Source organism: Nocardioides sp. J54, from assembly GCF_000519005.1.
Taxonomy (GTDB): domain Bacteria; phylum Actinomycetota; class Actinomycetes; order Propionibacteriales; family Nocardioidaceae; genus Nocardioides.
In genome coordinates this window covers 17,936-40,627 of sequence record NZ_JAER01000005.1, presented here as the reverse complement: position 1 = coordinate 40,627, position 22,692 = coordinate 17,936, and the positions used below count along the sequence as shown (strand labels likewise).

At 72.7% G+C, this 22,692-nt stretch carries 19 protein-coding genes and 1 pseudogene; 14 read left to right on the top strand and 6 right to left on the bottom strand.

All coding sequences use genetic code 11. The features are described from left to right. Positions 1–51: 51 nt before the first annotated feature. Positions 52–1,707, bottom strand: coding sequence for a DNA repair helicase XPB (locus NOCJ54_RS0104945; RefSeq protein ID WP_028654609.1), 1,656 nt, complete (start codon positions 1,705–1,707; stop codon positions 52–54). Between the two features lie 24 nt (positions 1,708–1,731). Continuing rightward, positions 1,732–4,023: a helicase-associated domain-containing protein gene (locus tag NOCJ54_RS0104940; protein WP_028654608.1), complete on the bottom strand. Its 2,292-nt coding sequence runs from the start codon at positions 4,021–4,023 to the stop codon at positions 1,732–1,734. 48 nt (positions 4,024–4,071) lie between these two features. Here NOCJ54_RS0104940 and NOCJ54_RS0104935 point away from each other — a divergent pair, with 48 nt between their 5' ends. From NOCJ54_RS0104935 to NOCJ54_RS0104925, 3 genes are read left to right on the top strand one after another with little or no spacing between them, the layout of a single operon-like run. After that, positions 4,072–4,935, top strand: coding sequence for a PP2C family protein-serine/threonine phosphatase (locus NOCJ54_RS0104935; protein WP_036516912.1), 864 nt, complete (start codon positions 4,072–4,074; stop codon positions 4,933–4,935). Next, entirely contained in the window at positions 4,932–6,503 is a 1,572-nt protein-coding gene (locus NOCJ54_RS0104930) for a hypothetical protein (protein ID WP_028654606.1), read from the top strand. The genes NOCJ54_RS0104935 and NOCJ54_RS0104930 overlap by 4 nt, the downstream gene beginning before the upstream one ends. Before the next feature lie 31 nt (positions 6,504–6,534). Beyond that, entirely contained in the window at positions 6,535–7,761 is a 1,227-nt protein-coding gene (locus NOCJ54_RS0104925) for an RDD family protein (protein ID WP_084254923.1), read from the top strand. A gap of 24 nt (positions 7,762–7,785) precedes the next feature. On the opposite strand, the gene NOCJ54_RS0104920 is transcribed toward NOCJ54_RS0104925, so the two are convergent. After that, entirely contained in the window at positions 7,786–8,379 is a 594-nt protein-coding gene (locus tag NOCJ54_RS0104920; protein WP_028654604.1) for a GNAT family N-acetyltransferase, read from the bottom strand. Between the two features lie 133 nt (positions 8,380–8,512). Here NOCJ54_RS0104920 and NOCJ54_RS0104915 point away from each other — a divergent pair, with 133 nt between their 5' ends. Beyond that, positions 8,513–8,908, top strand: coding sequence for a cold-shock protein (locus NOCJ54_RS0104915; protein ID WP_028654603.1), 396 nt, complete (start codon positions 8,513–8,515; stop codon positions 8,906–8,908). A gap of 6 nt (positions 8,909–8,914) precedes the next feature. Here the strand turns inward: NOCJ54_RS0104915 and NOCJ54_RS23890 are convergent, their stop codons facing one another. After that, a complete protein-coding gene (locus tag NOCJ54_RS23890) occupies positions 8,915–10,432 on the bottom strand; it encodes an MFS transporter (protein WP_232221678.1) in 1,518 nt (505 codons plus the stop codon). A gap of 45 nt (positions 10,433–10,477) precedes the next feature. Here NOCJ54_RS23890 and NOCJ54_RS0104905 point away from each other — a divergent pair, with 45 nt between their 5' ends. After that, the gene (locus tag NOCJ54_RS0104905) at positions 10,478–11,272 is read left to right on the top strand and encodes a DUF3027 domain-containing protein (RefSeq protein WP_051485509.1); all 795 of its coding nucleotides are present in this window, start codon (positions 10,478–10,480) and stop codon (positions 11,270–11,272) included. Between the two features lie 192 nt (positions 11,273–11,464). Here the strand turns inward: NOCJ54_RS0104905 and NOCJ54_RS0104900 are convergent, their stop codons facing one another. Together NOCJ54_RS0104900 and NOCJ54_RS23885 are read right to left on the bottom strand one after the other, a co-directional pair. Further along, the gene (locus NOCJ54_RS0104900) at positions 11,465–12,091 is read right to left on the bottom strand and encodes a class I SAM-dependent methyltransferase (protein WP_028654601.1); all 627 of its coding nucleotides are present in this window, start codon (positions 12,089–12,091) and stop codon (positions 11,465–11,467) included. Further along, on the bottom strand, positions 12,088–12,375 hold the full coding sequence (locus NOCJ54_RS23885; protein WP_232221677.1) for a DUF2530 domain-containing protein: 288 nt from the start codon (positions 12,373–12,375) through the stop codon (positions 12,088–12,090). Before NOCJ54_RS23885 ends, NOCJ54_RS0104900 begins: the two co-directional genes overlap by 4 nt. 82 nt (positions 12,376–12,457) lie before the next feature. On the opposite strand from NOCJ54_RS23885, the gene NOCJ54_RS0104890 reads away from it, so the two are divergent. The 9 genes and pseudogenes from NOCJ54_RS0104890 (at position 12,458) to NOCJ54_RS0104850 (ending at position 22,669) form a co-directional block, all read left to right on the top strand. Further along, positions 12,458–12,922 carry a MarR family transcriptional regulator gene (locus NOCJ54_RS0104890; RefSeq protein WP_036516910.1) on the top strand — a complete coding sequence of 155 codons (465 nt, stop codon included), beginning with the start codon at positions 12,458–12,460 and terminating at the stop codon, positions 12,920–12,922. A gap of 81 nt (positions 12,923–13,003) precedes the next feature. Beyond that, positions 13,004–14,236: pseudogene (locus NOCJ54_RS23880) on the top strand (MFS transporter); the annotation flags it as partial. Then, positions 14,233–15,690, top strand: coding sequence for an NCS2 family permease (locus NOCJ54_RS0104880; protein ID WP_028654598.1), 1,458 nt, complete (start codon positions 14,233–14,235; stop codon positions 15,688–15,690). The pseudogene NOCJ54_RS23880 and the gene NOCJ54_RS0104880, both read left to right, overlap by 4 nt. A 274-nt stretch (positions 15,691–15,964) precedes the next feature. After that, positions 15,965–16,339, top strand: a complete 375-nt coding sequence (rpsL, locus tag NOCJ54_RS0104875; protein WP_028654597.1) for a 30S ribosomal protein S12 — start codon at positions 15,965–15,967, stop codon at positions 16,337–16,339. A gap of 1 nt (position 16,340) precedes the next feature. After that, a complete protein-coding gene (gene rpsG / locus NOCJ54_RS0104870; protein WP_028654596.1) occupies positions 16,341–16,811 on the top strand; it encodes a 30S ribosomal protein S7 in 471 nt (156 codons plus the stop codon). Between the two features lie 82 nt (positions 16,812–16,893). Further along, complete coding sequence (gene fusA, locus NOCJ54_RS0104865; protein ID WP_028654595.1) at positions 16,894–19,017, top strand: elongation factor G; 2,124 nt, start codon at positions 16,894–16,896, stop codon at positions 19,015–19,017. Positions 19,018–19,121: 104 nt separating this feature from the next. Beyond that, positions 19,122–20,315 carry an elongation factor Tu gene (gene tuf / locus NOCJ54_RS0104860; RefSeq protein ID WP_028654594.1) on the top strand — a complete coding sequence of 398 codons (1,194 nt, stop codon included), beginning with the start codon at positions 19,122–19,124 and terminating at the stop codon, positions 20,313–20,315. 93 nt (positions 20,316–20,408) lie between these two features. Next, positions 20,409–21,152 (top strand): tRNA (guanosine(46)-N7)-methyltransferase TrmB, encoded by a 744-nt coding sequence (gene trmB / locus NOCJ54_RS0104855; protein WP_028654593.1) that lies wholly within the window; start codon positions 20,409–20,411, stop codon positions 21,150–21,152. Positions 21,153–21,343: 191 nt separating this feature from the next. Continuing rightward, positions 21,344–22,669 carry a PhoH family protein gene (locus NOCJ54_RS0104850; protein WP_028654592.1) on the top strand — a complete coding sequence of 442 codons (1,326 nt, stop codon included), beginning with the start codon at positions 21,344–21,346 and terminating at the stop codon, positions 22,667–22,669. Positions 22,670–22,692: the final 23 nt, after the last annotated feature.

Below are 22,692 nucleotides of genomic sequence, written 5' to 3'. Positions count from 1 at the left end.
GCCCCCACCCGGGGGACCGCGCCGGGGCGCCGGTCGCGGCGCGGCCCGCGCTCAGGAGGTGATGTCCTCGGCGTCGACGATCCGGTAGGCGTAGCCCTGCTCGGCGAGGAAGCGCTGGCGGTTCTGGGCGAACTCCGCGTCGACGGTGTCGCGGGAGACGATCGTGTAGAAGTGCGCGACCTTGCGCTCGCCGTCCGGGCCGGGGTCGCCGGGGCGGAGCAGGCGGCCGAGGCGCTGGGCCTCCTCCTGCCGCGAGCCGAACGACCCGGACACCTGGATCGCGACCTCGGCCGAGGGCAGGTCGATGGAGAAGTTCGCGACCTTGGAGACGACCAGCAGGCCTATCTCGCCGGAGCGGAAGCCGTCGAAGAGCCGCTGCCGCTCCTTGACGGGCGTCTGGCCGGTGATGACCGGGGCGCCGAGCGCCGTGGCGAGCTCGTCGAGCTGCTCGAGGTACTGCCCGATCACCAGCGTCGGCTGCCCGGCGTGCCGGTCGACGAGGTCGCGCACGACCCGCACCTTCTCCGGTGTGCAGGCCGCGAGCCGGTAGCGCTCCTCGGGGTCGGAGGTCGCGTAGACCATCCGCGAGGCGTCGGGCAGCGAGACCCGCACCTCGATGCAGTCGGCCGGCGCGATCCAGCCCTGCGCCTCGATGTCCTTCCACGGGGCGTCGTACCGCTTCGGGCCGATGAGCGAGAAGACGTCGCCCTCGCGTCCGTCCTCGCGCACCAGCGTCGCGGTCAGGCCGAGCCGGCGGCGCGCCTGCAGGTCGGCGGTCATCCGGAAGATCGGCGCGGGCAGCAGGTGCACCTCGTCGTAGACGATGAGGCCCCAGTCGCGGGCGTCGAAGAGCTCGAGGTGCGGGTAGACGCCCTTCCGCTTCGTCGTCACGACCTGGTAGGTCGCGATGGTGACCGGGCGGACCTCCTTGACGGTGCCGGAGTACTCGCCGATCTCCTCCTCCGTCAGGGAGGTACGACGGACCAGCTCGTCCTTCCACTGGCGGGCGCTGACGGTGTTGGTCACCAGGATCAGCGTCGTCGCCTGCGCCTCGGCCATCGCGGCCGCCCCGACGATCGTCTTGCCCGCCCCGCAGGGCAGGACCACGACCCCGGAGCCGCCGTGCCAGAAGGACTCGGCCGCCTCGGCCTGGTAGGCACGCAGGGACCAGCCGTCCTCGGCCAGCGCGATCGGGTGGGCCTCGCCGTCGACGTACCCGGCGTAGTCCTCGGCCGGCCAGCCGATCTTCAGCAGGGCCTGCTTGAGGTTGCCGCGCTCGGAGGGGTGCACGGCGACCGTGTCGTCGTCGATGCGGGCACCGAGCATGCCGGCGACCTTCTTCGCGCGCAGCACCTCCTCCAGCACCGGTCGGTCGGTGGTCGAGAGGACCAGGCCGTGGGTGGGGTGCTTCTCCAGGCGCAGCCGCCCGTAGCGCGACATCGTCTCCGCGACGTCGACCAGCAGCGCGTGCGGCACGGGGTAGCGCGACCAGGTGAGCAGGGTGTCGACGACCTGCTCGGCGTCGTGGCCGGCGGCGCGGGCGTTCCACAGCCCCAGCGGGGTGAGCCGGTAGGTGTGGATGTGCTCGGGGGACCGCTCGAGCTCGGCGAAGGGGGCGATCGCCTTGCGGCACTCGGCGGCCTGCTCGTGGTCGACCTCCAGCAGGAGGGACTTGTCGGACTGCACGATGAGGGGTCCGTCGGTCACCGAACGAGTCTACGTTCCGCCCGGTCAGCCCCCGACGGGCAGGACGCGGTTGATCCGGTGGACCGCGTAGCGCCGCTCGGCGTCCGGGTCGTCCGGGTCGGCGTCGCTGTCGCGGGCGACCAGCTGGCCGCCGTCGACGGAGAGGGGCAGCACCGACCGCTCGGCGATGACGCCCTGGTTGTCGGTGAACCCGATGACCACGACGCCGCGGCGCTCGATCGCGTCGCGCAGCGCGGAGAGCACCCCGCCGCCGGGGGCGGACGCGGACGCCGGGCGGGAGCGTGCGTCCGCGTCGCCGTCGCGGACGCTGCGGACCGCGGACGCGACCTGCGCGGCCTGCCGGGCGGCGACGCGACCGGGCTCCGCGGAGTCGCGGGTGCGGGGCGTGCGGGCGCGCAGGCCCTCGCTGGCGCCGACCCGCACCGTGCCGTCCGGCCCCTCCACCACCGGCGCGGACCCGAGCTCCCGCAGGCGAGGGAGGAGGACGTCCAGCGGCAGCGACGAGATGAGGACGGTCGGCGCGAGGCGCTGCAGGCCGAGCCCGGCCGCCCGCGGGTGGTTGACCAGCTCGGCGAGGGCGACCTCGTCGTCGGAGCGGATGAACGACGTCGCGGCGCCGACGCGCAGCCGGCCGAAGCTGCGGGCCACGTCCTCGACCAGGTAGGTCAGCGGCTGGGGGACCGGGGTGCGCGAGGCCGCGAGCACGAACGCGTGCACCTCGGCCGTGGTCCACCCGGAGTCGAGCGCCCGGCGCACGGAGTCGGCCGAGAAGCGGTAGACGGTGGCGCCGCCGTGGGACTCGACGTCGGCGACCTGCTGCAGCCGGCGCGCGAGGTCCGGCTCGAGCGGCCCGGGCGCGACGGCGGTCAGGTCGGCCTGGAGCAGCACGTGGTCGACGGGCGGCGGCAGCAGCGCGGCCAGCACCGGTGTCGGGTCGTCGCCGGCGACCAGCGCCCGGGCGTACGGCGCGAGCACGTCCGCGCCGGTCAGGCCGAGCACCGCCGCCTCGGCGACGGCCCACGCGACCAGGTCGGGCCGGGTGCGCGGGCGCCGCGGCCGGTCCCAGGCGACCCGGTCGACCAGGGACGGCAGCCCGGTGCCGGACGCCAGGCCCTCGCCCTCGGGGAGGCCGGCGAGGGTGGCGAGCACCATCTGCTTGGCCTCCGGCATGCCGTGGGCGGCCAGCTCGGGGGTGAGCGCGTTCCACGGCTTCTGGTCCGGTCCGCGCTCGCCGACCAGCGACGGCAGTCGCGGGCTGGCCAGCCACGCCTGCGCCAGCACGGTCCACTGCTCGGCGGGCGGCAGGTCGCGCCAGCGGTCGAACTCGTCGGTCGGCACCCACACCTGGTTGCCGTCGGCGTCGGCGCGGCTGCCGAGCAGGCCGGCCTCGGCCGCGACCTCGACGACCAGCGCCGCCTCCGGCTCGGCGACCTGCAGGTGCGCGGCCGCGGCGCGCAGCTCGCGCACGCCGAGCCCGGTGGTGCGCAGGGCGGCCGCGGGGCGGTGACCCCACCACTCGAGCAGGGTCGTGGTGCGCCGCACGACGTCGGTCGCGGCGCCGACCGCCGCGCTGGCCGACAGGCGCGGGGAGCGCGGCTCGGACGCGACCGGCGGGGGCACGTCGACCGGCGTGGTCGTGGTCCGGCCGCCGCGCAGGGCCAGCCCGACCTCTCCCGGCACCGCGAGCAGGCCGGGCTGCAGCGAGCCGGCCGGCACGAGCAGCCGGTGCGCGATGAGCAGCTCGGCGGGTGTCTCGGCGTCCTCCGGGCGCAGCCCGATCCGCGCCGAGCCGGCCTTCGCGGTGCTGCCGTTGTCGACGACGTGGTCGAGCAGCGCGCGGGCCGGCCCCGGCAGCGACTCGACGACGGCGAGCAGCTCCTCGGTCGGGCGTGGGTCGGCCGAGCGGGGGCGCAAACCGCTCACGCCGGCGTCCGGACCGCCGACCAGCGCGTCCGCCACGACGCTCAGCGGGCGCAGTCCCTCCGGCGACTCCCAGGCCAGGGCGAGGTCCACCAGTCGTCGTACCGTCGCGACGGTGAAGCCGGGGTCGGCGTGGACGATCTCCACCAGCTCGATCTCGGTGGTTTGGCCCGCGACGACGAGGGCATCAAGCACGAAGAGCTCGCCTCGGGTGAGGTTGTCGAGTGCGCGTGCGATCGAGTTCCTGACCGCGGCGCGCGACGCGAGCTGGCTGAAGTCGTGAGGGGCAGGGGTGGCGAGGTCGGGACGATCCGTGAGCAGCCGGACCAGGCGCTCGTCGGGCCACGACCGCAGCTGGTCGGCCAGCGACCTGTGCCCGCTCCGCTCCTCTCCCACGGGGGCCAAACTACCGAGCGCCCCGGCAGCGACGGCGGCTGTCCCCGCATGAGCGCGCCACGACGCTCCGAGGTGCAGCACGTCGAGCTGCAGCACGGCGCCGCCACCGACGTCGGCCGGGTCCGCAAGGCCAACGAGGACGCCTGGCTCGCCGACCCGCCCGTCTTCGTCGTGGCCGACGGCATGGGCGGGCACGACCGCGGCGACGTCGCCAGCGCGATCGTGGTCGAGGAGTTCGCCCGCCTGGCCAGCGACGGCTACGACGCCGAGCGCGGTGCCGAGGCCGTCGCGGCGACGCTCGAGGCCGTCCAGGAGCGGATCCTCGCCTTCGACGCCGAGCAGCGCGCCGGCGGCGCCGCCGCCGACTTCTCCGCCGGCACCACCGCCGTCGTCGCCCTCCTCGTCGACTCCGCCTCCGGCCCGGTGTGGTTGCTGGCCAACGTCGGCGACTCCCGCGCCTACCGGTTCACCGACGGCGAGCTCGAGCAGGTCTCGGTCGACCACAGCCTCGTGCAGGAGCTCGTCGACACCGGCCAGATCACCCGTGACGACGCGGCCGTGCACCCGAGCCGCAACGTCATCACCCGCGCCCTCGGCGGCGCCGGCCTGCCCGGCGGCGTGAGCGGCGAGGCCGACTACTTCCTGCTGCCCCTCGTCGCCGCCGAGCGGTTGCTGCTGTGCTCGGACGGCGTGAGCGGGATGATCGACGACGACCGGATCGCCGCCATCCTCGCCTCCTGCGACGACCCGCGTGACGCGGCAGAGCAGGTCGTCGCGGCAGCGGTCGCCGCCGGTGGTCACGACAACGCAACGGCCGTCGTGGTCGATGTGGTGGGATTGGTCCGCACGGAGCCGTACGACGCGGACGCGCAGCGGCTGAGCCTGGAGCAGAAGTTGGGAGCCCTCCCATGAGCGAGACCGCCACCGGCGCGAGCGGCGCCTGGTCCTACCGTCCCGGCGACTGGTTCGCCGTGTTCGGTGCGAACGCGACCGTCCTCCTGCCCACGTCGCAGAAGGACCAGGTCGTCTCGTTGTGGGCCCTCGTCGACGGTGGAGCCGGGTTCGACGAGGTGCTCGACGGCCTGCTGGCCTCCGGCCTGAGCCGGATCCCGGGCTTCGTCCTGATCAGCTCCGACGACGGCCCGACCCGGGTCCTGCTGCGCGGCCAGGGCGTCACCGCCACCCTCGCCACCGACGGCGAGACGGTCGAGCTCGACGGAGCCGCCAGCCACACCTGGGTCGAGCGCTCGGTCGACCACGTCACCGCCCTGTCGGTGACCCTGCCCGTCGAGGGTGAGGACGTCGCCGAGAACGACCTCCCGATCGTGACCGGCCTGGTCCGGGTCAGCCGCGTCGACCGCCCGGCCGTCGCCGCCCCGACGTCGGCCGCGCCGGCCCCGGCGGTCGAGCCTGCCGAGCCCGCCGCCGAGGAGCCGTCCGGACAGCTGGACGCGCCGGTCGTCGTACCCGTGGCGGAGGAGCCGGCCGCCGAGCCGATGGCGGGCGACCCGCTCGCCGGCGACCCGCTCGCCGCCGACCCGCTGGTCAAGGCCGCGGACGAACCCGCCCGGGACCCGCTGGGCGAGCCGGACCTCGAGGAGCCGGTGCCGGCCACCGACGACGACGGCACGGCCACCGAGGTGCTCGAGGCCGTCCAGGACCCCGCGCCGATGGGTGACCCGCTGAGCGACCCGATCCCGCCCGCGCCGCCGGGCCCGGCGCCCGACGGCTGGGTCACCCCGTGGGACTCCTCGCCCGCCGCCGACGATGACGCCGGCGCCGCCGCCGGGTCCGATGCGGGCACGGACGCGGGCAGCGACGCGGGCCCGTCCGTCCCGCCGCCGCCGCTGCCGCCGATGGGCGGCGAGACCGAGGTCGCCCCGGCCGGCTGGGTGCCGCCCCCGCCGCCGTCGGTCCCGGCACCGACCCCCGAGGCCCCCGAGACCCCCGAGCCGCCGCTGGGCATCGGTTCCTGGGAGCCCGTCGGCGGCACGCCGCCGGCTCCGCAGCGCGAGGCGTCCCCCTTCGACCCCGACCACGACGGCAACACGCTCTCCGGGATCAGCCGCGAGGCCGAGGCCCCGGCGTCCGGCATCCCCGGCCAGCCGCAGGCGCCGGCGGTGACCCCGCCGGTCGCGAAGCTGCTGATCTCCGACGGCCAGACCGTCGTCGTCGACCGCGCCGTGCTCATCGGCCGGGCCCCCGAGGCGCGACGGTTCACCTCGACCGAGCAGCCGATGCTGGTCGCGGTGCCGAGCCGCCTGCACGAGATCTCCTCGACGCACATCGAGGTGCGTCCCGGCACCGGCGCCGACCACGGCAGCGCCGTGGTCACCGACATGGGCTCGACCAACGGCACCGTCCTGGTCCAGCCGGGCCTCCAGCCCGAGGACCTCAAGCCCGGCATCGCCGTGCAGCTCATCCCGGGCGCCACCATCAACCTCGGTGACGGGATCACCATCCAGGTCACCCGGCCCTGACGGCCGGCGGCCGCTACTCGGAGCGCTGCCCATGTCCCACCTCCCCCCGCCCGCCACGTCCCCGTTGACCTGTCCGCCGGCCGTGCTCGACCGCCGCTTCTCGGCGTTCGTGCTCGACCGGGTGGTCACCTGGAGCCTGGCGGGGGCAGGCGGATACGCCGTGTGGGCGCTCCTCGACACCACCGTCACGACCGCCCTGCTCGCCGTGGTCGCGTGCGACGTGCTGCTCGGCGTCGTGCTCGCGGTGCTCGTCGGCACGACCGGCCTGACACCCGGCAAGGCCGCCGTCGGGCTGCGGGTCGTCCGCCGCTCCACGGGCCGCCCGATCGGCGTCCCGGCCGCGCTCGGGAGGTACGCCGTGCTCGGGCTCGCCACGCTGCCCACGCTCGGCATCGGCCTGGCCACCCTGGCGTGGACGGCCGCCGCCGACCCCGGCCACCGACGCCGGGGCCTGCACGACCGGATCGGCGATGCCGTCGTCGTCGACGTCCGGCCCGTCCCCGACGTGGTCGAGGAGGACGACCCCGGGCCGGCCCAGCAGATCGTCAACCTCACCGCGCTGCGGTTGATGCCGGACCCGCCGTCGCAGCACCCGGCCCCGGCGCCGCCCGTGGTGGCGACCCGCTCGGGCACGGTGCCGACACCTCCGCCGGCCTGGCCGCCCTCGGTGCCGTCCGCCGCGCCCGCTCCGGCGCCCCCGGCACCACCCGCACCGCCGGTGCGCTCGCCGCAGCCGGAGGAGCCGCCGACCCGGGAGGTCCCGGTGCTGGTGCCCGCGATGGCCGCCACGGCCACCGTGCCGCCGCGGGTGGCCCCGCCGCCCGCCCCGGCGCCCGCCCCCGTACCCCTCGCGCCCATCGAGCCCGCGGGGGAGCAGACCCGGGTCCGGCCGGACCCGGCCGACACCACGACGCAGCCGGCGACCGCCCGCTGGCGGGTCGCGTTCGACACCGGGGAGTCCTTCGTCGTCGAGGGGCTCGCGCTGGTGGGGCGCCGGCCCGAGCCGCGCTCCGGTGAGCAGGTGCGGCACGTGGTGCCGCTGCGCTCGGCCGACATGTCCCTGTCCAAGACCCACGCCCAGTTCCAGGTCGCTCCCGACGGGGCGCTGGTCGTCATGGACCGCGGGTCCACCAACGGCTCCTACGTCGTGCGGCGCGGCCTGTCCAAGGCGCTCAGCGCCGGCCGGCCGAGCACGCTGCTCGCCGGCGACGAGGTGCGCTTCGGCGACCGCACGATGACGGTCGAGCGCGAGGACTGACCGAACCGCCGGCCCCCGCCCTGCTCATCCGCCGGGGCGTGCGGCCTCCCACTCACGGCGCAGCAGGCCGTAGACCGAGGTGTCGCTCCACGAGCCGTCGTGGTCGGGGTAGTCCTCCCGCGTGTGCGCCTCGTGGGTCATGCCGAGCCGCTCGCACAGCCGCGCCGACGCGGTGTTGCGCGGGTCCAGCCGCGCCATCAGCCGGTGCAGCGGATAGGTGGTGAACGCCAGGTCCACCAGCGCCCGGGCGGCCTCGGTCGCGAGCCCGCGGCCGCCGTACGACGGGGCGAAGACCCAGCCGAGCTCGGCGATCGACGGCGCGGCGCCCTCGCCGTGCGCTGCCTCGAAGCGGAGCATCAGGTCGCCGACGAGGACGCCCTCGTGCTCGACGGCCAGGGCCAGCACGTCACCGACCTGGGCGGGAGCGGTGCCGGCGACCAGCCGCTCCATCCGCCGGGCCAGGCCGGCTTCGTCGAGCGGGGGGAACGGCAGGTAGCGGGTGACCTCCGGGTCGGCGCAGTAGGCGCCGATCGCAGCGGCGTCCGACGGCACGACCGGCCGCAGCACCAGCCGCTCGGTGCGCACCGGCAGGGGAGGGGTGATCCGGTCGAGTCCCACGCCCCGACCCTAGGGGGCTCCACGGACAGCGGCGAAAGTCCTTTCCGGGCGTTCGAACCCATGTCCTAACATGTGCCGTCGCGGCGCCGGAGCGGCGTCGCAGATCGCAGGACCGACGAGGAAGGCCGAGGCCGTGCCGACTGGCAAGGTGAAGTGGTACGACGCGGAGAAGGGCTTCGGCTTCCTCTCCCAGACCGACGGGCCGGACGTCTACGTCCGCTCCGACGCGCTGCCCGAGGGCGTCACCACGCTGAAGGCCGGCGCCCGCGTCGAGTTCGGCATCGCGCAGGGTCGCCGCGGCGACCAGGCCCTCCAGGTCCGGCTGCTCGACGCCCCGGCGTCGGTGTCGCGCAACCAGAAGGAGGCGCGCCGCAAGAAGCCCGAGGAGATGGTCCCGATCGTCGAGGACCTGATCCGGCTGCTCGACGGCGTCGGCGAGGCCTACCGCCACGGCCGCCACCCGGAGCGTCGCACCTCCCAGCCGGTCGCCAAGCTGCTCCGCGCGCTGGCCGACGAGCTCGACGCCTGAGCCTGCTCAGGTAGCCGGGGGCGGCGGCGGGACCACGGACTCCGCGGCCCCGGCGGTCGTCGTGGCCGCCGCCTTCTTCTGCCGTGCCGGGGCGCTGCGCAGCACGAAGACCGCCCACGCCGTCAGCAGCACGGCCGCGAAGGCGAGGCCGACGCCGTTGACCGCCGGGTAGGACAGCACCACCCCGAGGAAGCCGCCGATCACCCACGCCAGCTGCAGCGTGGTGTCGCCCTTCGCGAACGCGCTCGCGTGCGCCCGCACCGGCACCCCGCTCTGGATCGTGGAGTCGAGCGACACCTTGGCGAGGTACTGCATCAGCCCCACGGTGAGGCCGAGCGCGACGAGCGGCACCAACCCGTAGAAGAGGGTCGCCACGACCAGCACGACGATGTCGGCGAGCAGCGCGACGACCACCATCACCGACGGGTTGATCTTCCGGACCAGTGACGCCAGCACGATCCCGACCGTGTTGCCCAGGCCGGCCGCGCCCACGACGAGGCCGATCAGCAGCGTGGAGCGGGTCGTGCTCTCCCAGCCGTCGAGCGGCTCGGTGGCGAGCACGAAGGTCATGAACATGGTGAGGAAGCCGGACAACAGGCGCGGGCCGCAGTTGGCGCGCAGCGCGAAGGCGACCTTCGGCGGCAGGCCGCCGCGCCGCCCGCCCGTCGCGGCCCCGCGGGGCGCGTCGATCGACTCCTCGCCGGTGGAGGAGTCCACCTTCGCCGGCAGCAGGATCGCGGCGACGGTGCCGACCGTGAACACCAGGAAGGCGTAGCGACACGCCCACTCCGGGCCGATCCAGTAGGCCAGGCCGGCCAGCGGCGCGGACGCGCAGGCGCCGACCACGCCGGACAGCGCGACCCGACCGTTGGCCTTCACGAGCGTGATCTCGTGCGGCAGCAACCGGGGGACGGCGGCGGCCTTCGCGACGCCGTACGCCTTCGACGAGACGAGGACGCCGAGCGCCGCCACGTAGAACCACGGCGAGCCGTCGCCCAGGGTGCCGGCGAGCACCCAGCACAGGAACGCCCGCAGCGCGAAGGTCGCGCCGATCGCCCACCGCCGGCCGTGGCTGAACCGGTCGAGGAACGGGCCGATCAGCGGCGCGACGATCGCGAACGGCACCATCGTCAGTCCGAGGAAGAGCAGCACCGGCCCGCGCTCGCCGCTCGTGGCGCCCGCGAAGAAGACGGTGCCGGCCAGCGCGATCGCGAAGGCCGAGTCGCCCGCGGCGTTCGCCGCGTGCAGCTCGATCAGCCGGTTGAGGCCCGAGCGCTCGGCGCCCTGCGCACCGGCAGCACGGCGGGCCGTGCGGACCGTCGCCTTGCTCGCGCGGCCGGTCACCCGGGCGAAGCCCGCGACGCCGCGCGCCGTCGCCTTCGCGGCCCGCACCGAGCCCGGCTCGGCGGCCGGGCCGTCGCCGGGGACCTCGGCACCCGGGGGCGGGGGAGGCGGCGGGTACGACGCACCGTCGGGGCGCGGGCGGTCACCGGGAGGGCGGGGCTGGGCTCCGTCGGTGCTCACCCTCCTATCTTGCCTGCCACCCCCGAGGTGACGGACGTCGCCACGATGCGCGATGCTGTGCCGGTGTCCACCCTCGAGCGCAAGCTGACCGACGCCGCCACCGCTGACGCGGTCGACGCCGCCCGCGCGGCCCTGCTCGACGAGGTCGACGCCGCGGACGTCGGCGACCACCTCGGCCACCAGGTCGACGGGCTGCGCGTCGTCACCCACCTCTTCGCCTGCACCCGCAAGGGCTACCGCGGCTGGCAGTGGGCGGTCACCCTCACCCGTGCCTCGCGGCAGCGGAAGGTCACCGTCGTCGAGGTCGTGCTGCTGCCCGGCTCCGACGCGATCGTCGCCCCGCCGTGGGTGCCCTACCGCGAGCGCCTCCAGCCCGGCGACATGTCGCCCGGCGACCTGCTGCCCGTCTCCGACGACGACCCCCGCCTCGTGCCGACGTACTCCTTCGGCGACGACCCGCTCGACACCGACGAGAAGGCGCAGGTGCGCCAGGTCGCCAAGGACCTCGGACTCGGTCGCGTGCGCGTCCTCTCGCCCGAGGGCCGCGACGCCGCCGCCGAGCGCTGGTACGACGGCGACGCCGGCCCCGACGCGCCGATCGCCCGCTCCGCCCCGCACCAGTGCTACTCCTGCGGCTTCCTCGTCCGCCTCTCCGGCCCGCTCTCGCAGATGTTCGGCGTCTGCGCCAACGGCGACGCCAACGACGACGGCCGCGTGGTCGCCTTCCAGCACGGCTGCGGCGGCCACTCCGAGGTCCGGCTCAGCAAGCGCCAGCAGCCCCAGCCCCCCGCCCCGCCCGTCCTCGACACCATCTCCTCCGAGGGCCTCGAGACCTTCTGAGCTGTCTGCGCGAGCGCGCCGCGGTTGTCTTCCGTAGGTCCCGCCTCCGCCCGGCGGCACGCCTCGCGCCGCGGTTGCCGGTCGAGGCGTCACTTGTGGCGGGTCGAGTGGTCAGCTGTGGCGGGTTGAGACGTCACTTGTGGCGGGTCGAGGCGTCACGACGCGCGCGCCGAGTGGTCGAGAGCCGAGCGCTCAGGCGCGGCGGAGGATCCAGACGGCGTACTGGTCGTCGACCGGGCGGAGGTCGTAGCCGCCGAAGCGGTGGTCGACCCGGAGCCCGGCGGCCGTGGCGTCGCGCACGAATTCCTCCGGCGAGTACGACCGGGCGCTCGCCGGACCACCGGCCAGGTGGAAGCCGACGAGGATGCGCCCGCCGGGGGCGAGCAGGCTGCCGAGGCGCTCGAGCACGGCGACCTCGGTGTCCTCGGCGACGAAGGTGAGCACGTTGCCGACGCAGACGACGAGGTCGAACTCCTCGGGGGCCCCGGACTCCGCGAGCGCCTCCGGCGTGATCGCGAGGATCTCCAGCGGAAGCACCTGCAGGTCGGGGTACGAGCGCCGGGCCTGCTCGACCAGGGTCGGGTCGGGCTCCGCGGCGACGACCCGGTGGCCCTGCGCCTGCAGGTGGGCGCCGATCCGGCCCATGCCGGCGCCGGCGTCGAGCACGCGGGCTCCGCGCGGCAGCATCGCGTCGGCCAGCCGCGCCTCGCCGACGACGTCCTCGCCGCGCTCGACCAGCTCGGCGAAGCGCTGGCCGTAGCCGGAGTTCCTCGCGCCGCCGAGCGCCCAGCGGGTCGGCGGCAGCGGCTGGTCGGTCACGACGCGGCGTCGCGCTCGGCGCGGACCTGGCGGCGACGCTTGCAGTACTCCACGCCCAGCAGGCCCAGGCCGACGCCGGTGAGGCACATCCACAGCAGCCAGGTCCGGCCGTCCTCCTCGAGGCGACCGTAGAAGGGGAGCAGGGCCAGGAAGGCGAGCGCGAACAGCGCCGTCCCGACCTGGACCGTCCGCACGCCGTCGACGTCGAGCGGTTCGACGGGCGCGATCAGGTAGGTCCGCTTGCCGAACTCGTGCTGGGTCGGCTGGTCGTCACGGAGCTCCACGCCGTCGATCGTAGACCGCCGCGTGACGGAGATCGCCCCGCGATCGGAATAGTTAGCCAAGGTAATGACTTAGACTAACGACATGCCCATCCAGGACCAGCACGTGCGGACGACGTCCGGACTCGCCACCGAGCTCCGGTTCGCCGTCATGCGGCTGCGCCGCCGCCTCGTCCGCGAGCGGCACCCGGACAACGACCTGAGCCTGTCGGCGATGGCCGTGCTCTGGGCGCTGCACCGGCTGGGTGACCTCAGCGTCGGCGCGCTCGCGGCGCGCGAGCAGGTGCAGCCGCCGAGCATGACCCGCACGGTGACCTGCCTGGCCGACGAGGGCCTCGTCGAGCGCCTGCCGCACCCGACCGACGGCCGCCAGGTCGTCGTACGGATCACCGACGAGGGCCGCGCGGTCGTCCAGGCCGACGCCGCGCGCCGCGACCGCTGGCTGTCGCTGCGCCTGGCCGAGTTCACCCCCGAGGAGCGCGACGTCCTGCGTCGCGCCGCACCCCTGCTGCAGCGCCTGGCCGAGGCCGACCCGGCCGACCGCGCCTGACCAGGCCGACCGCTCGACCGCCCGACCGCCCGCCACCGAACCGAGGAGCCGACCACGAGTCCCCGATTCCGTTCCCTCGCCCACCGCAACTACCGCCTCTACTTCGCCGGCAGTCTGGTCTCCAACGTCGGCACGTGGATGCAGCGCGTCGCCCAGGACTGGCTCGTCCTCACCATCCCCGGCAACGGAGGCACCGCCCTCGGCATCACGACCGGGCTGCAGTTCCTGCCGGTCCTGCTCCTCTCGCCGTACGCCGGCGTCGTGGCCGACCGCATCCCCAAGCGGGTGCTGCTGCAGGTCACCCAGGCGGTCATGGCGCTCTCGGCGCTCGCGCTCGGCGTGATCGCCGCCCTCGGTGCGGCGCAGACCTGGCACGTCTACCTGATCGCCTTCGTCTTCGGCGTCGGCGCCGCGTTCGACGCCCCTGCGCGCCAGGCGTTCGTCTCCGAGATGGTCGGCACCGACGACGTCGCCAACGCGGTCAGCCTGAACTCGGCGGCGTTCAACACCGCCCGCCTGATCGGCCCCGGCATCGCCGGCCTGCTCATCGGCCTCGGCGGCGGCGGGATGAAGGCCACCGGCTGGGTCATCCTGGCCAACGCGCTGTCCTACCTCGCGGTCATCGTCCAGCTCCGTCGCATGGACGAGGCCGGACTGCACTCGCCGAAGCCGGCGGCCCGCACCCGCGGCATGCTGCGCGAGGGTGTCGGCTACCTGCGCACCCAGCCCAAGATGCTGATGATCCTGGTGCTGGTGTTCTTCGTGGGCACCTTCGGCATGAACTTCCAGATCACCTCCGCCCTGATGGCGACCGAGGTGTTCGACAAGGGCGCGGGGGAGTACGGCGTCCTCGGCTCGGTCCTCGCGATCGGCTCGGTCACGGGCGCGCTCCTCGCGGCGGGCCGCGTCCGGGTCCGGGTCCGGCTGCTCATGGGGGCTGCGGTCGCCTTCGGGCTGCTCGAGATCGCGGCGGGCTTCGCGCCGTCGTACCTCCTCTTCGTGCTGCTGTGCCCGGCGCTCGGGCTGACGGTGATCACCGTGCTCAACTCGTGCAACGCCCTGCTGCAGACCGAGTCGGCCCCCGCCTTCCGCGGCCGGGTGATGGCGATCTACATGACGATCGTCATGGGTGGCACCCCGGCGGGGGCGCCGCTGATCGGCTGGATCGGCGAGCAGTACGGCGCCCGGTGGACCCTCGTCGTCGGCGGAGTCCTGGTGCTCCTCGGTGTCGCGCTGGCGGTCGCCGTCCGCAATGTGGCATCCCGCGAGCCTTCGCCACATCGGGTGCCGGCTCCTGCCATGCTGCCCTCGTGAGCTCCGCCCAGATCGCCCCCGGCAACAGCCCGCTCGACCGCTTCTTCAGGATCACCGAGCGCGGATCCACCGTCGGCCGCGAGGTCCGCGGTGGCGTGGTCACCTTCTTCACGATGGCCTACATCGTGGTGCTGAACCCGCTGATCCTCGGCTACGCGACCGACATCGACGGCAAGTTCCTCGGCGGCGGCGACGAGCCCAACCTCGCTGCCATCGCCGCAGGCACCGCGCTCGTCGCCGGCGTGCTGACGATCCTCATGGGGGTCGTGGCCAACTACCCGCTCGCCCTGGCGACCGGGCTCGGCCTCAACGCGTTCCTCGCGTTCGCGGTGGCCAGCCAGATGACGTGGGCCGACGCGATGGGCCTGATCGTGATCGAGGGTGTGCTGATCCTCGTGCTGGTGCTGACCGGCTTCCGGACCGCGGTGTTCCGCGCCGTCCCCGGCCAGCTCAAGGTGGCGATCTCGGTCGGCATCGGCCTGTTCATCACCCTGATCGGCTTCGTCGACGCCGGCATCGTGACCCGCATCCCCGACGTGGCCAACACGACCGTCCCCGTCCAGCTCGGCGGCGACGGCAACCTCAGCGGCTGGCCGGTGCTGGTCTTCATCGTCGGCCTGCTGCTCATGGTCGCGCTGTGGGTGCGCCGGGTCCGCGGCGCGATCCTGATCTCGATCGTCGCCATGACCCTGGTCGCGGTCGTCGTCGAGGCCGTCGGCGACCTCGGGCGGGCCGCTGACAAGGCCGGCGGCTGGGCGCTCACCGTGCCGGCCTGGCCCGACGAGTTCCCCGGCCCCGACTTCGGCACCTTGGGCGAGTTCAACCTCCTCGGCTCGTGGGAGAAGGCCGGCGCCGTCACCGTGCTGCTCCTGGTCTTCTCGCTCCTGCTGGCCGACTTCTTCGACACCATGGGGACGATGACCGCGATCGGTGCCGAGGCCGGCCTGCTCGACGAGGACGGCGTGCCGCCGAACTCGGAGCGGATCCTGGCCGTCGACTCGATCGCCGCGATCGCTGGTGGTGCCGCGGGCGTGTCGTCGAACACGTCCTACATCGAGTCCGCGTCCGGCGTCGGCGAGGGCGCGCGCACCGGCCTGGCGTCGGTGGTGACCGGCGTGCTGTTCCTGCTCACCATCTTCCTGTCGCCCGTCGTGGCGATGATCCCGTCCGAGGCCGCCGTCCCGGCGCTGGTCCTGGTCGGCTTCCTGATGATGCAGCAGATCACCGGCATCTCCTGGAACGACCCCGAGATCGCGATCCCGGCGTTCCTCACCATCGTGCTGATGCCGTTCGCGTACTCGATCACGGTCGGCATCGGCGCCGGCTTCGTCGCCTACACCTTCCTCAAGGTCGTGCGCGGCAAGGCCGCCGAGGTGCACGTGCTGATGTGGCTGGTCGCGGCCCTGTTCGTGGTCTACTTCGCCATCGACCCGCTCACCCGCCTGCTCACCTGAGCCGGCGGCCGGGCGCCGCCCGGGACAGGCGGGGGAGCGGCCCCGGAATCCGGGCGGCCCCGGGGCGTGACCGGCATTTTGACCCGCCTCTGGGCGGCCGGTAATCTCGATTCTCGTGTCTGGGGCGACCCGGCACGTCCCGCATGCCCTCAGAGCAGCCCCCGATCAGCGGTGGTTGCCGCAGGGGATCCAGCATCCGGCACACAGCAGTGAGCAGTACCCCGAGCCCGGCACCGTGCCGGGCCGTGACAAGACCGAGAGGGAAAGCACAAGAGTGCCTACCATTCAGCAGCTGGTCCGCAAGGGCCGCCAGGACAAGGTGTCGAAGAACAAGACGCCTGCCCTGAAGGGATCGCCTCAGCGGCGCGGTGTGTGCACCCGCGTCTACACCACCACCCCGAAGAAGCCGAACTCCGCCCTCCGCAAGGTCGCCCGTGTGCGCCTGAGCAGCGGCGTCGAGGTCACCGCCTACATCCCGGGTGAGGGTCACAACCTCCAGGAGCACTCGATCGTGCTCGTCCGCGGCGGTCGTGTGAAGGACCTGCCCGGTGTTCGCTACAAGGTCATCCGCGGTGCGCTCGACACCCAGGCCGTGAAGAACCGCAAGCAGGCTCGCAGCCGCTACGGCGCCAAGAAGGAGAAGAGCTGACATGCCGCGCAAGGGCCCCGCTCCGAAGCGCCCCATCGACGTCGACCCGGTCTACGGGTCCCAGCTGGTGAGCCAGCTGGTCTCGAAGGTGCTCCAGGATGGCAAGAAGCAGGTCGCTCAGCGGATCGTGTACGCCGCTCTCGAGGGCACCCGCGAGAAGACCGGCACCGACCCGGTCATCACCCTCAAGCGCGCGCTGGACAACGTCCGCCCCGCGCTCGAGGTGAAGTCCCGCCGCGTCGGCGGTGCGACCTACCAGGTCCCCGTCGAGGTCAAGGGCAACCGCGGCACCACGCTGTCGCTGCGCTGGCTGGTCGGCTACGCCCAGGAGCGTCGCGAGAAGACCATGGCCGAGCGCCTGCAGAACGAGATCCTCGACGCCGCGAACGGCCTCGGTGCCGCCGTGAAGAAGCGCGAGGACACGCACAAGATGGCCGAGTCCAACAAGGCCTTCGCCCACTACCGCTGGTGACGTCGTCGGAGCGGGTCCGCCTCGGCGGCGCCCGCTCCGGCCCCACCGCTCCATCCCCCTTACCTAAGGAACGCTGACTCACGTGGCAGTCGACATCACGACGGACCTGAACGTCGTCCGGAACATCGGCATCATGGCGCACATCGATGCCGGAAAGACCACCACCACCGAGCGCATCCTGTTCTACACCGGTATCAACTACAAGATCGGCGACACCCACGAGGGTTCGGCGACCATGGACTGGATGGAGCAGGAGCAGGAGCGCGGCATCACGATCACGTCGGCCGCGACCACCTGCTGGTGGAAGAAGCACCAGATCAACATCATCGACACCCCCGGGCACGTCGACTTCACCGTCGAGGTCGAGCGCTCGCTGCGCGTCCTCGACGGCGCTGTCGCGGTGTTCGACGGCGTCGCCGGCGTGGAGCCGCAGTCGCAGACGGTGTGGCGCCAGGCCAACAAGTACGCCGTCCCGCGGATGTGCTTCGTCAACAAGCTCGACCGCACCGGCGCGGACTTCTACCGCGTCGTCGACTCGATCGTGCAGAAGCTCAACTCCACCCCGCTGGTCCTGCAGATCCCGATCGGCGCCGAGGGCGACTTCATCGGCGTCGTGGACCTCGTCGAGATGAACGCCAAGGTCTGGCGGGGCGAGACCGCCCAGGGCGAGGACTACGTCGTCGAGGAGATCCCCGCCGACCTGGCCGACAAGGCCGCGGAGTACCGCGAGAAGCTCGTCGAGACCCTCGCCGAGGCCGATGACGACGTCATGGAGGTCTACCTCGAGGACGGCGATACGTTCGACGTGCCGACCCTCAAGGCCGCCATCCGTCGCGCGACCCTCGCTGACAAGGTCAACCCGATCCTCACCGGCACCGCGTTCAAGAACAAGGGCGTCCAGCCCCTCCTCGACGCGATCGTCGACTACCTCCCCTCCCCGCTCGACGTCGACGCCATCGTGGGCCACAAGCCCGGTGCGGAGGAGACCGAGGAGAACGAGATCGTCCGCAAGCCGTCCGCCGACGAGCCCCTGTCGGCCCTGGCCTTCAAGATCGCGGCCGACCCGCACCTGGGCAAGCTGACCTTCGTCCGCGTCTACTCGGGCAAGCTCGAGGCCGGCGGCACCGTGCTCAACTCGAGCAACGGCCGCAAGGAGCGGATCGGCAAGGTCTACCAGATGCACGCCAACAAGCGTGAGGAGATCGCCTCGGTCGGCGCCGGCCAGATCGTCGCGGTGATGGGCCTCAAGGACACCCGGACCGGTCACACCCTCTCCGACCCGACCAAGCCGGTCGTGCTGGAGTCGATGACCTTCCCGGCCCCCGTGATCTCCGTCGCGATCGAGCCGAAGACCAAGAGCGACCAGGAGAAGCTCGGCGTCGCCATCCAGCGCCTCGCCGAGGAGGACCCGACCTTCGTCGTGAAGACCGACGAGGAGACCGGCCAGACCATCATCTCCGGCATGGGCGAGCTCCACCTGGAGATCCTCGTCGACCGGATGAAGCGCGAGTTCAAGGTCGAGGCCACCGTCGGCAAGCCGCAGGTCGCCTACCGCGAGACCATCCGCGGCACCGTGTCGAACCACAGCTACACGCACAAGAAGCAGACCGGTGGTTCGGGCCAGTTCGCGAAGGTCGTCATCTCGATCGAGCCGAACATCGACCCCGAGACCGGCACCGGTGCGGGCTACGAGTTCGCCAACAACGTCACGGGTGGCCGCGTGCCGCGCGAGTACATCCCGTCGGTCGACAACGGTGCCCAGGAGGCCATGGAGTTCGGCGTCCTCGCCGGCTACCCGATGGTCGACGTGAAGGTCTCGCTCGAGGACGGCGCCTACCACGACGTCGACTCCTCCGAGCTCGCCTTCAAGATCGCCGGCATCCAGGCGTTCAAGGAGGCCGCTCGCATGGCGAAGCCGGTCCTCCTCGAGCCCATGTTCGCCGTCGAGGTGACCACCCCCGAGGACTTCCTCGGCACGGTCATCGGTGACATCAACAGCCGTCGCGGCCAGATCCGCGCCCAGGAGGAGCGTCACGGCGACATCGTCGTGTCGGCCCTCGTGCCGCTGTCCGAGATGTTCGGGTACGTTGGCGACCTGAGGTCCAAGACCTCTGGTCAGGCGTCGTACTCGATGGAGTTCGACTCGTACGCCGAGGTTCCTACGAACATCGCCGACGAGATCATCAAGAAGGCGCGCGGCGAGTGATTCCCCCGGGTCCACCCGGACCCGTGGGGGTTCTCGACGCGAACCCTCGGCGCACCACCCCTTTAGTACGAGTCAAGTAACAACCACACCAGGAGGAGCCCCCAGTGGCTAAGGCGAAGTTCGAGCGGACCAAGCCGCACGTGAACATCGGCACGATCGGTCACATCGACCACGGCAAGACGACGCTGACCGCAGCGATCTCGAAGGTGCTTCACGACAAGTACCCGGACCTCAACGAGGCGTCGCCGTTCGACACGATCGACAAGGCTCCCGAGGAGCGCCAGCGCGGTATCACGATCTCGATCGCGCACATCGAGTACCAGACCGAGGCGCGCCACTACGCGCACGTCGACTGCCCCGGTCACGCTGACTACATCAAGAACATGATCACCGGTGCCGCGCAGATGGACGGCGCGATCCTGGTGGTTGCCGCGACCGACGGCCCGATGCCGCAGACCCGCGAGCACGTGCTGCTCGCCCGCCAGGTCGGCGTCCCCGCCCTGGTCGTCGCGCTCAACAAGTGCGACATGGTCGACGACGAGGAGCTCATCGAGCTCGTCGAGATGGAGGTGCGCGAGCTCCTCAACGAGTACGAGTTCCCAGGCGACGACGTCCCGGTCGTGCGCGTTGCTGCCTTCCCGGCGCTGAACGGCGACGAGAAGTGGGCCAACTCGGTTGCCGAGCTCATGTCGGCCGTCGACGAGTACATCCCGCAGCCCGAGCGTGAGGTCGACAAGCCGTTCCTCATGCCCGTCGAGGACGTCTTCACGATCACCGGTCGTGGCACCGTCATCACCGGTCGTATCGAGCGCGGCATCATCAAGGTGAACGAGGAGGTCGAGATCCTCGGTATCCGCGAGGAGGGCATCAAGACCACCGTCACCGGTGTCGAGATGTTCCGCAAGCTCCTCGACGAGGGCCAGGCCGGTGAGAACGTCGGTCTGCTCCTCCGCGGCACCAAGCGCGAGGACGTCGAGCGCGGCATGGTCGTCGTGAAGCCGGGCAGCGCGACCCCGCACACCAACTTCGAGGCGAGCGTCTACATTCTCTCGAAGGAGGAGGGCGGCCGCCACACGCCGTTCTTCAACAACTACCGTCCGCAGTTCTACTTCCGGACCACCGACGTGACCGGCGTCGTGACCCTCCCCGAGGGCACCGAGATGGTCATGCCGGGCGACAACACCGACATGTCGGTCGAGCTCATCCAGCCGATCGTCATGGACGAGGGTCTGAAGTTCGCGATCCGCGAGGGTGGCCGCACCGTCGGCGCCGGCCGGGTCACGAAGATCACCAAGTGATCTGACCTGCTCAGGGGGAAGCCCCCGCTGCCTCACGGCGGCGGGGGCTTCCCGCATTTTCGGCCGGGCCCGCCCTGCCGGGAGAATGGGCACGTGAACGACGAGCAGCACGCCACGGGCGGCGTCCGCCCCGCCCGGCCCCACCACAAGCTGACCCAGGACGGCCGGCGGGTGCGGGAGGTGCTGACGTACACCCGGCGTGGCAGCCGGTTCACCCCGAAGCAGCAGGCCGCCTGGGACGCGCACGCCGACGCCTGGGTCATCCCCGAGGACGCCGTCGACCAGCCGGGCTTCGACTGGGCCGAGTGGTTCGGCCGCGAGGCGCCGCTGGTCGTCGAGATCGGCGGGGGAGTCGGCGAGGCCACCGCCGCCCTCGCGGCCTCCCGTCCGGAGTGCAACGTGCTGGCGCTGGAGGTCTGGCGTCCCGGCGTCGCCGAGGGCCTGGGCCGCGTCGCCGACGCCGGCGCCGACAACGTCCGCTTCTGCAGCGTCGACGCGCTCTGGACCGTCGAGAACCTCCTGCCCGAGGCCAGCATCACCGAGCTGTGGACCTTCTTCCCCGACCCGTGGCACAAGAAGCGGCACCACAAGCGCCGGTTGGTCACCCCGCCGAACGCCCGCCTGCTCGCCTCCCGGCTGGTGCCGGGCGCGACCTGGCGCCTGGCCACCGACTGGGCGGAGTACGCCGAGCAGATGGTCGAGGTGCTCGACGCAGAGCCGCTCATGGAGGGCGGCGTCGTGGAACGCTGGGACGAGCGACCGGTCACGAAGTTCGAGCGCAAGGGGCTCGCCAAGGGCCGCACCATCACCGACCTGGCCTACCGGCGCGTCACCTGACATTAACTTTTCCGGTTCGGCGTGGCGCGCCAACCAGAAACCCACCGGGCGTAGTTTCCGAAGCAGTGGCAGGTGGGGAAGCCGGCCACATCGGGAGGCCCGACGTGAACCATCACGACTGTGCAACCCGGTCCGCCAACAAGGGATAGGGCCGGGGGCCCTGCGGGGCGTGCGGTCCGGTGAGGTTCAACGTGTCGAACACGAAGGCCCAGGCCAGCGCGCAGCGCCGTACGTACGTCCTCGACACCAGCGTCCTGCTGGCCGACCCTGCCGCCCTCCGGCGGTTCGAGGAGCACGAGGTCGTGCTCCCGGTGGTCGTCATCACCGAGCTCGAGGCCAAGCGCCACCACCCCGAGCTGGGCTACTTCGCCCGCGGCGCGCTGCGGATGCTCGACGAGATGCGGGTGACCCACGGCCGCCTCGACACGCCCGTCCCCGTGGGCGACCACGGCGGGAGCCTGCGCGTCGAGCTCAACCACACCGACGCCACGTCGCTGCCGTCCGGCTTCCGCCTCGGCGACAACGACACCCGGATCCTCGCTGTCGCGCGCAACCTCGCCGACGAGGGCCACCAGGTCACCCTGGTCTCCAAGGACCTCCCCATGCGGATCAAGGCCTCCGCCGTCGGCCTCGACGCGCAGGAGTACCGCGGGGAGACGATCGGTGACTCCGACACCGGCTACTCCGGGATGGCGGAGGTGGAGGTCGCGGCCGAGGAGCTCGACGAGCTGTACGACGACGGCACGCTCGACCTCGCCGAGGCCCGTGAGCTGCCGTGCCACACCGGCCTGGTGATGCTGTCCGAGCGCGGCACCGCGCTCGGCCGGGTCGGGCCGGACAAGCAGGTGCACCTGGTCCGCGGCGACCGCGAGGCGTTCGGCATCCACGGTCGCAGCGCGGAGCAGCGGGTCGCGCTCGACCTGCTGCTCGACCCCGAGGTCGGCATCGTCTCCCTCGGTGGCCGCGCCGGCACCGGCAAGTCCGCGCTGGCGCTGTGCGCCGGCCTGGAGGCCGTCATGGAGCGCCAGCAGCACAAGAAGGTCGTCGTGTTCCGCCCGCTCTACGCCGTGGGCGGCCAGGAGCTCGGCTACCTGCCCGGCTCGGAGTCGGAGAAGATGTCGCCCTGGGCCCAGGCGGTCTTCGACACCCTCGGTGCCCTGACGTCCAGCGACGTCGTCGACGAGATCCTCGACCGCGGGATGCTCGAGGTGCTGCCGCTGACCCACATCCGCGGCCGCTCGCTGCACGACTCGTTCGTGATCGTGGACGAGGCCCAGTCCCTGGAGCGCAACGTGCTGCTCACGGTCCTGTCCCGCATCGGCGCCAACTCCAAGGTGGTGCTGACCCACGACGTCGCGCAGCGCGACAACCTGCGGGTCGGGCGACACGACGGCGTCGTCGCCGTGGTCGAGAAGCTCAAGGGCCACCCGCTGTTCGCGCACGTCACGCTCACCCGCTCCGAGCGTTCGCCGATCGCGGCGCTGGTCACCGAGATGCTGGAGAACGTCGTCGTCTGACGCGTCCCCGGGCCCAGCCCGCC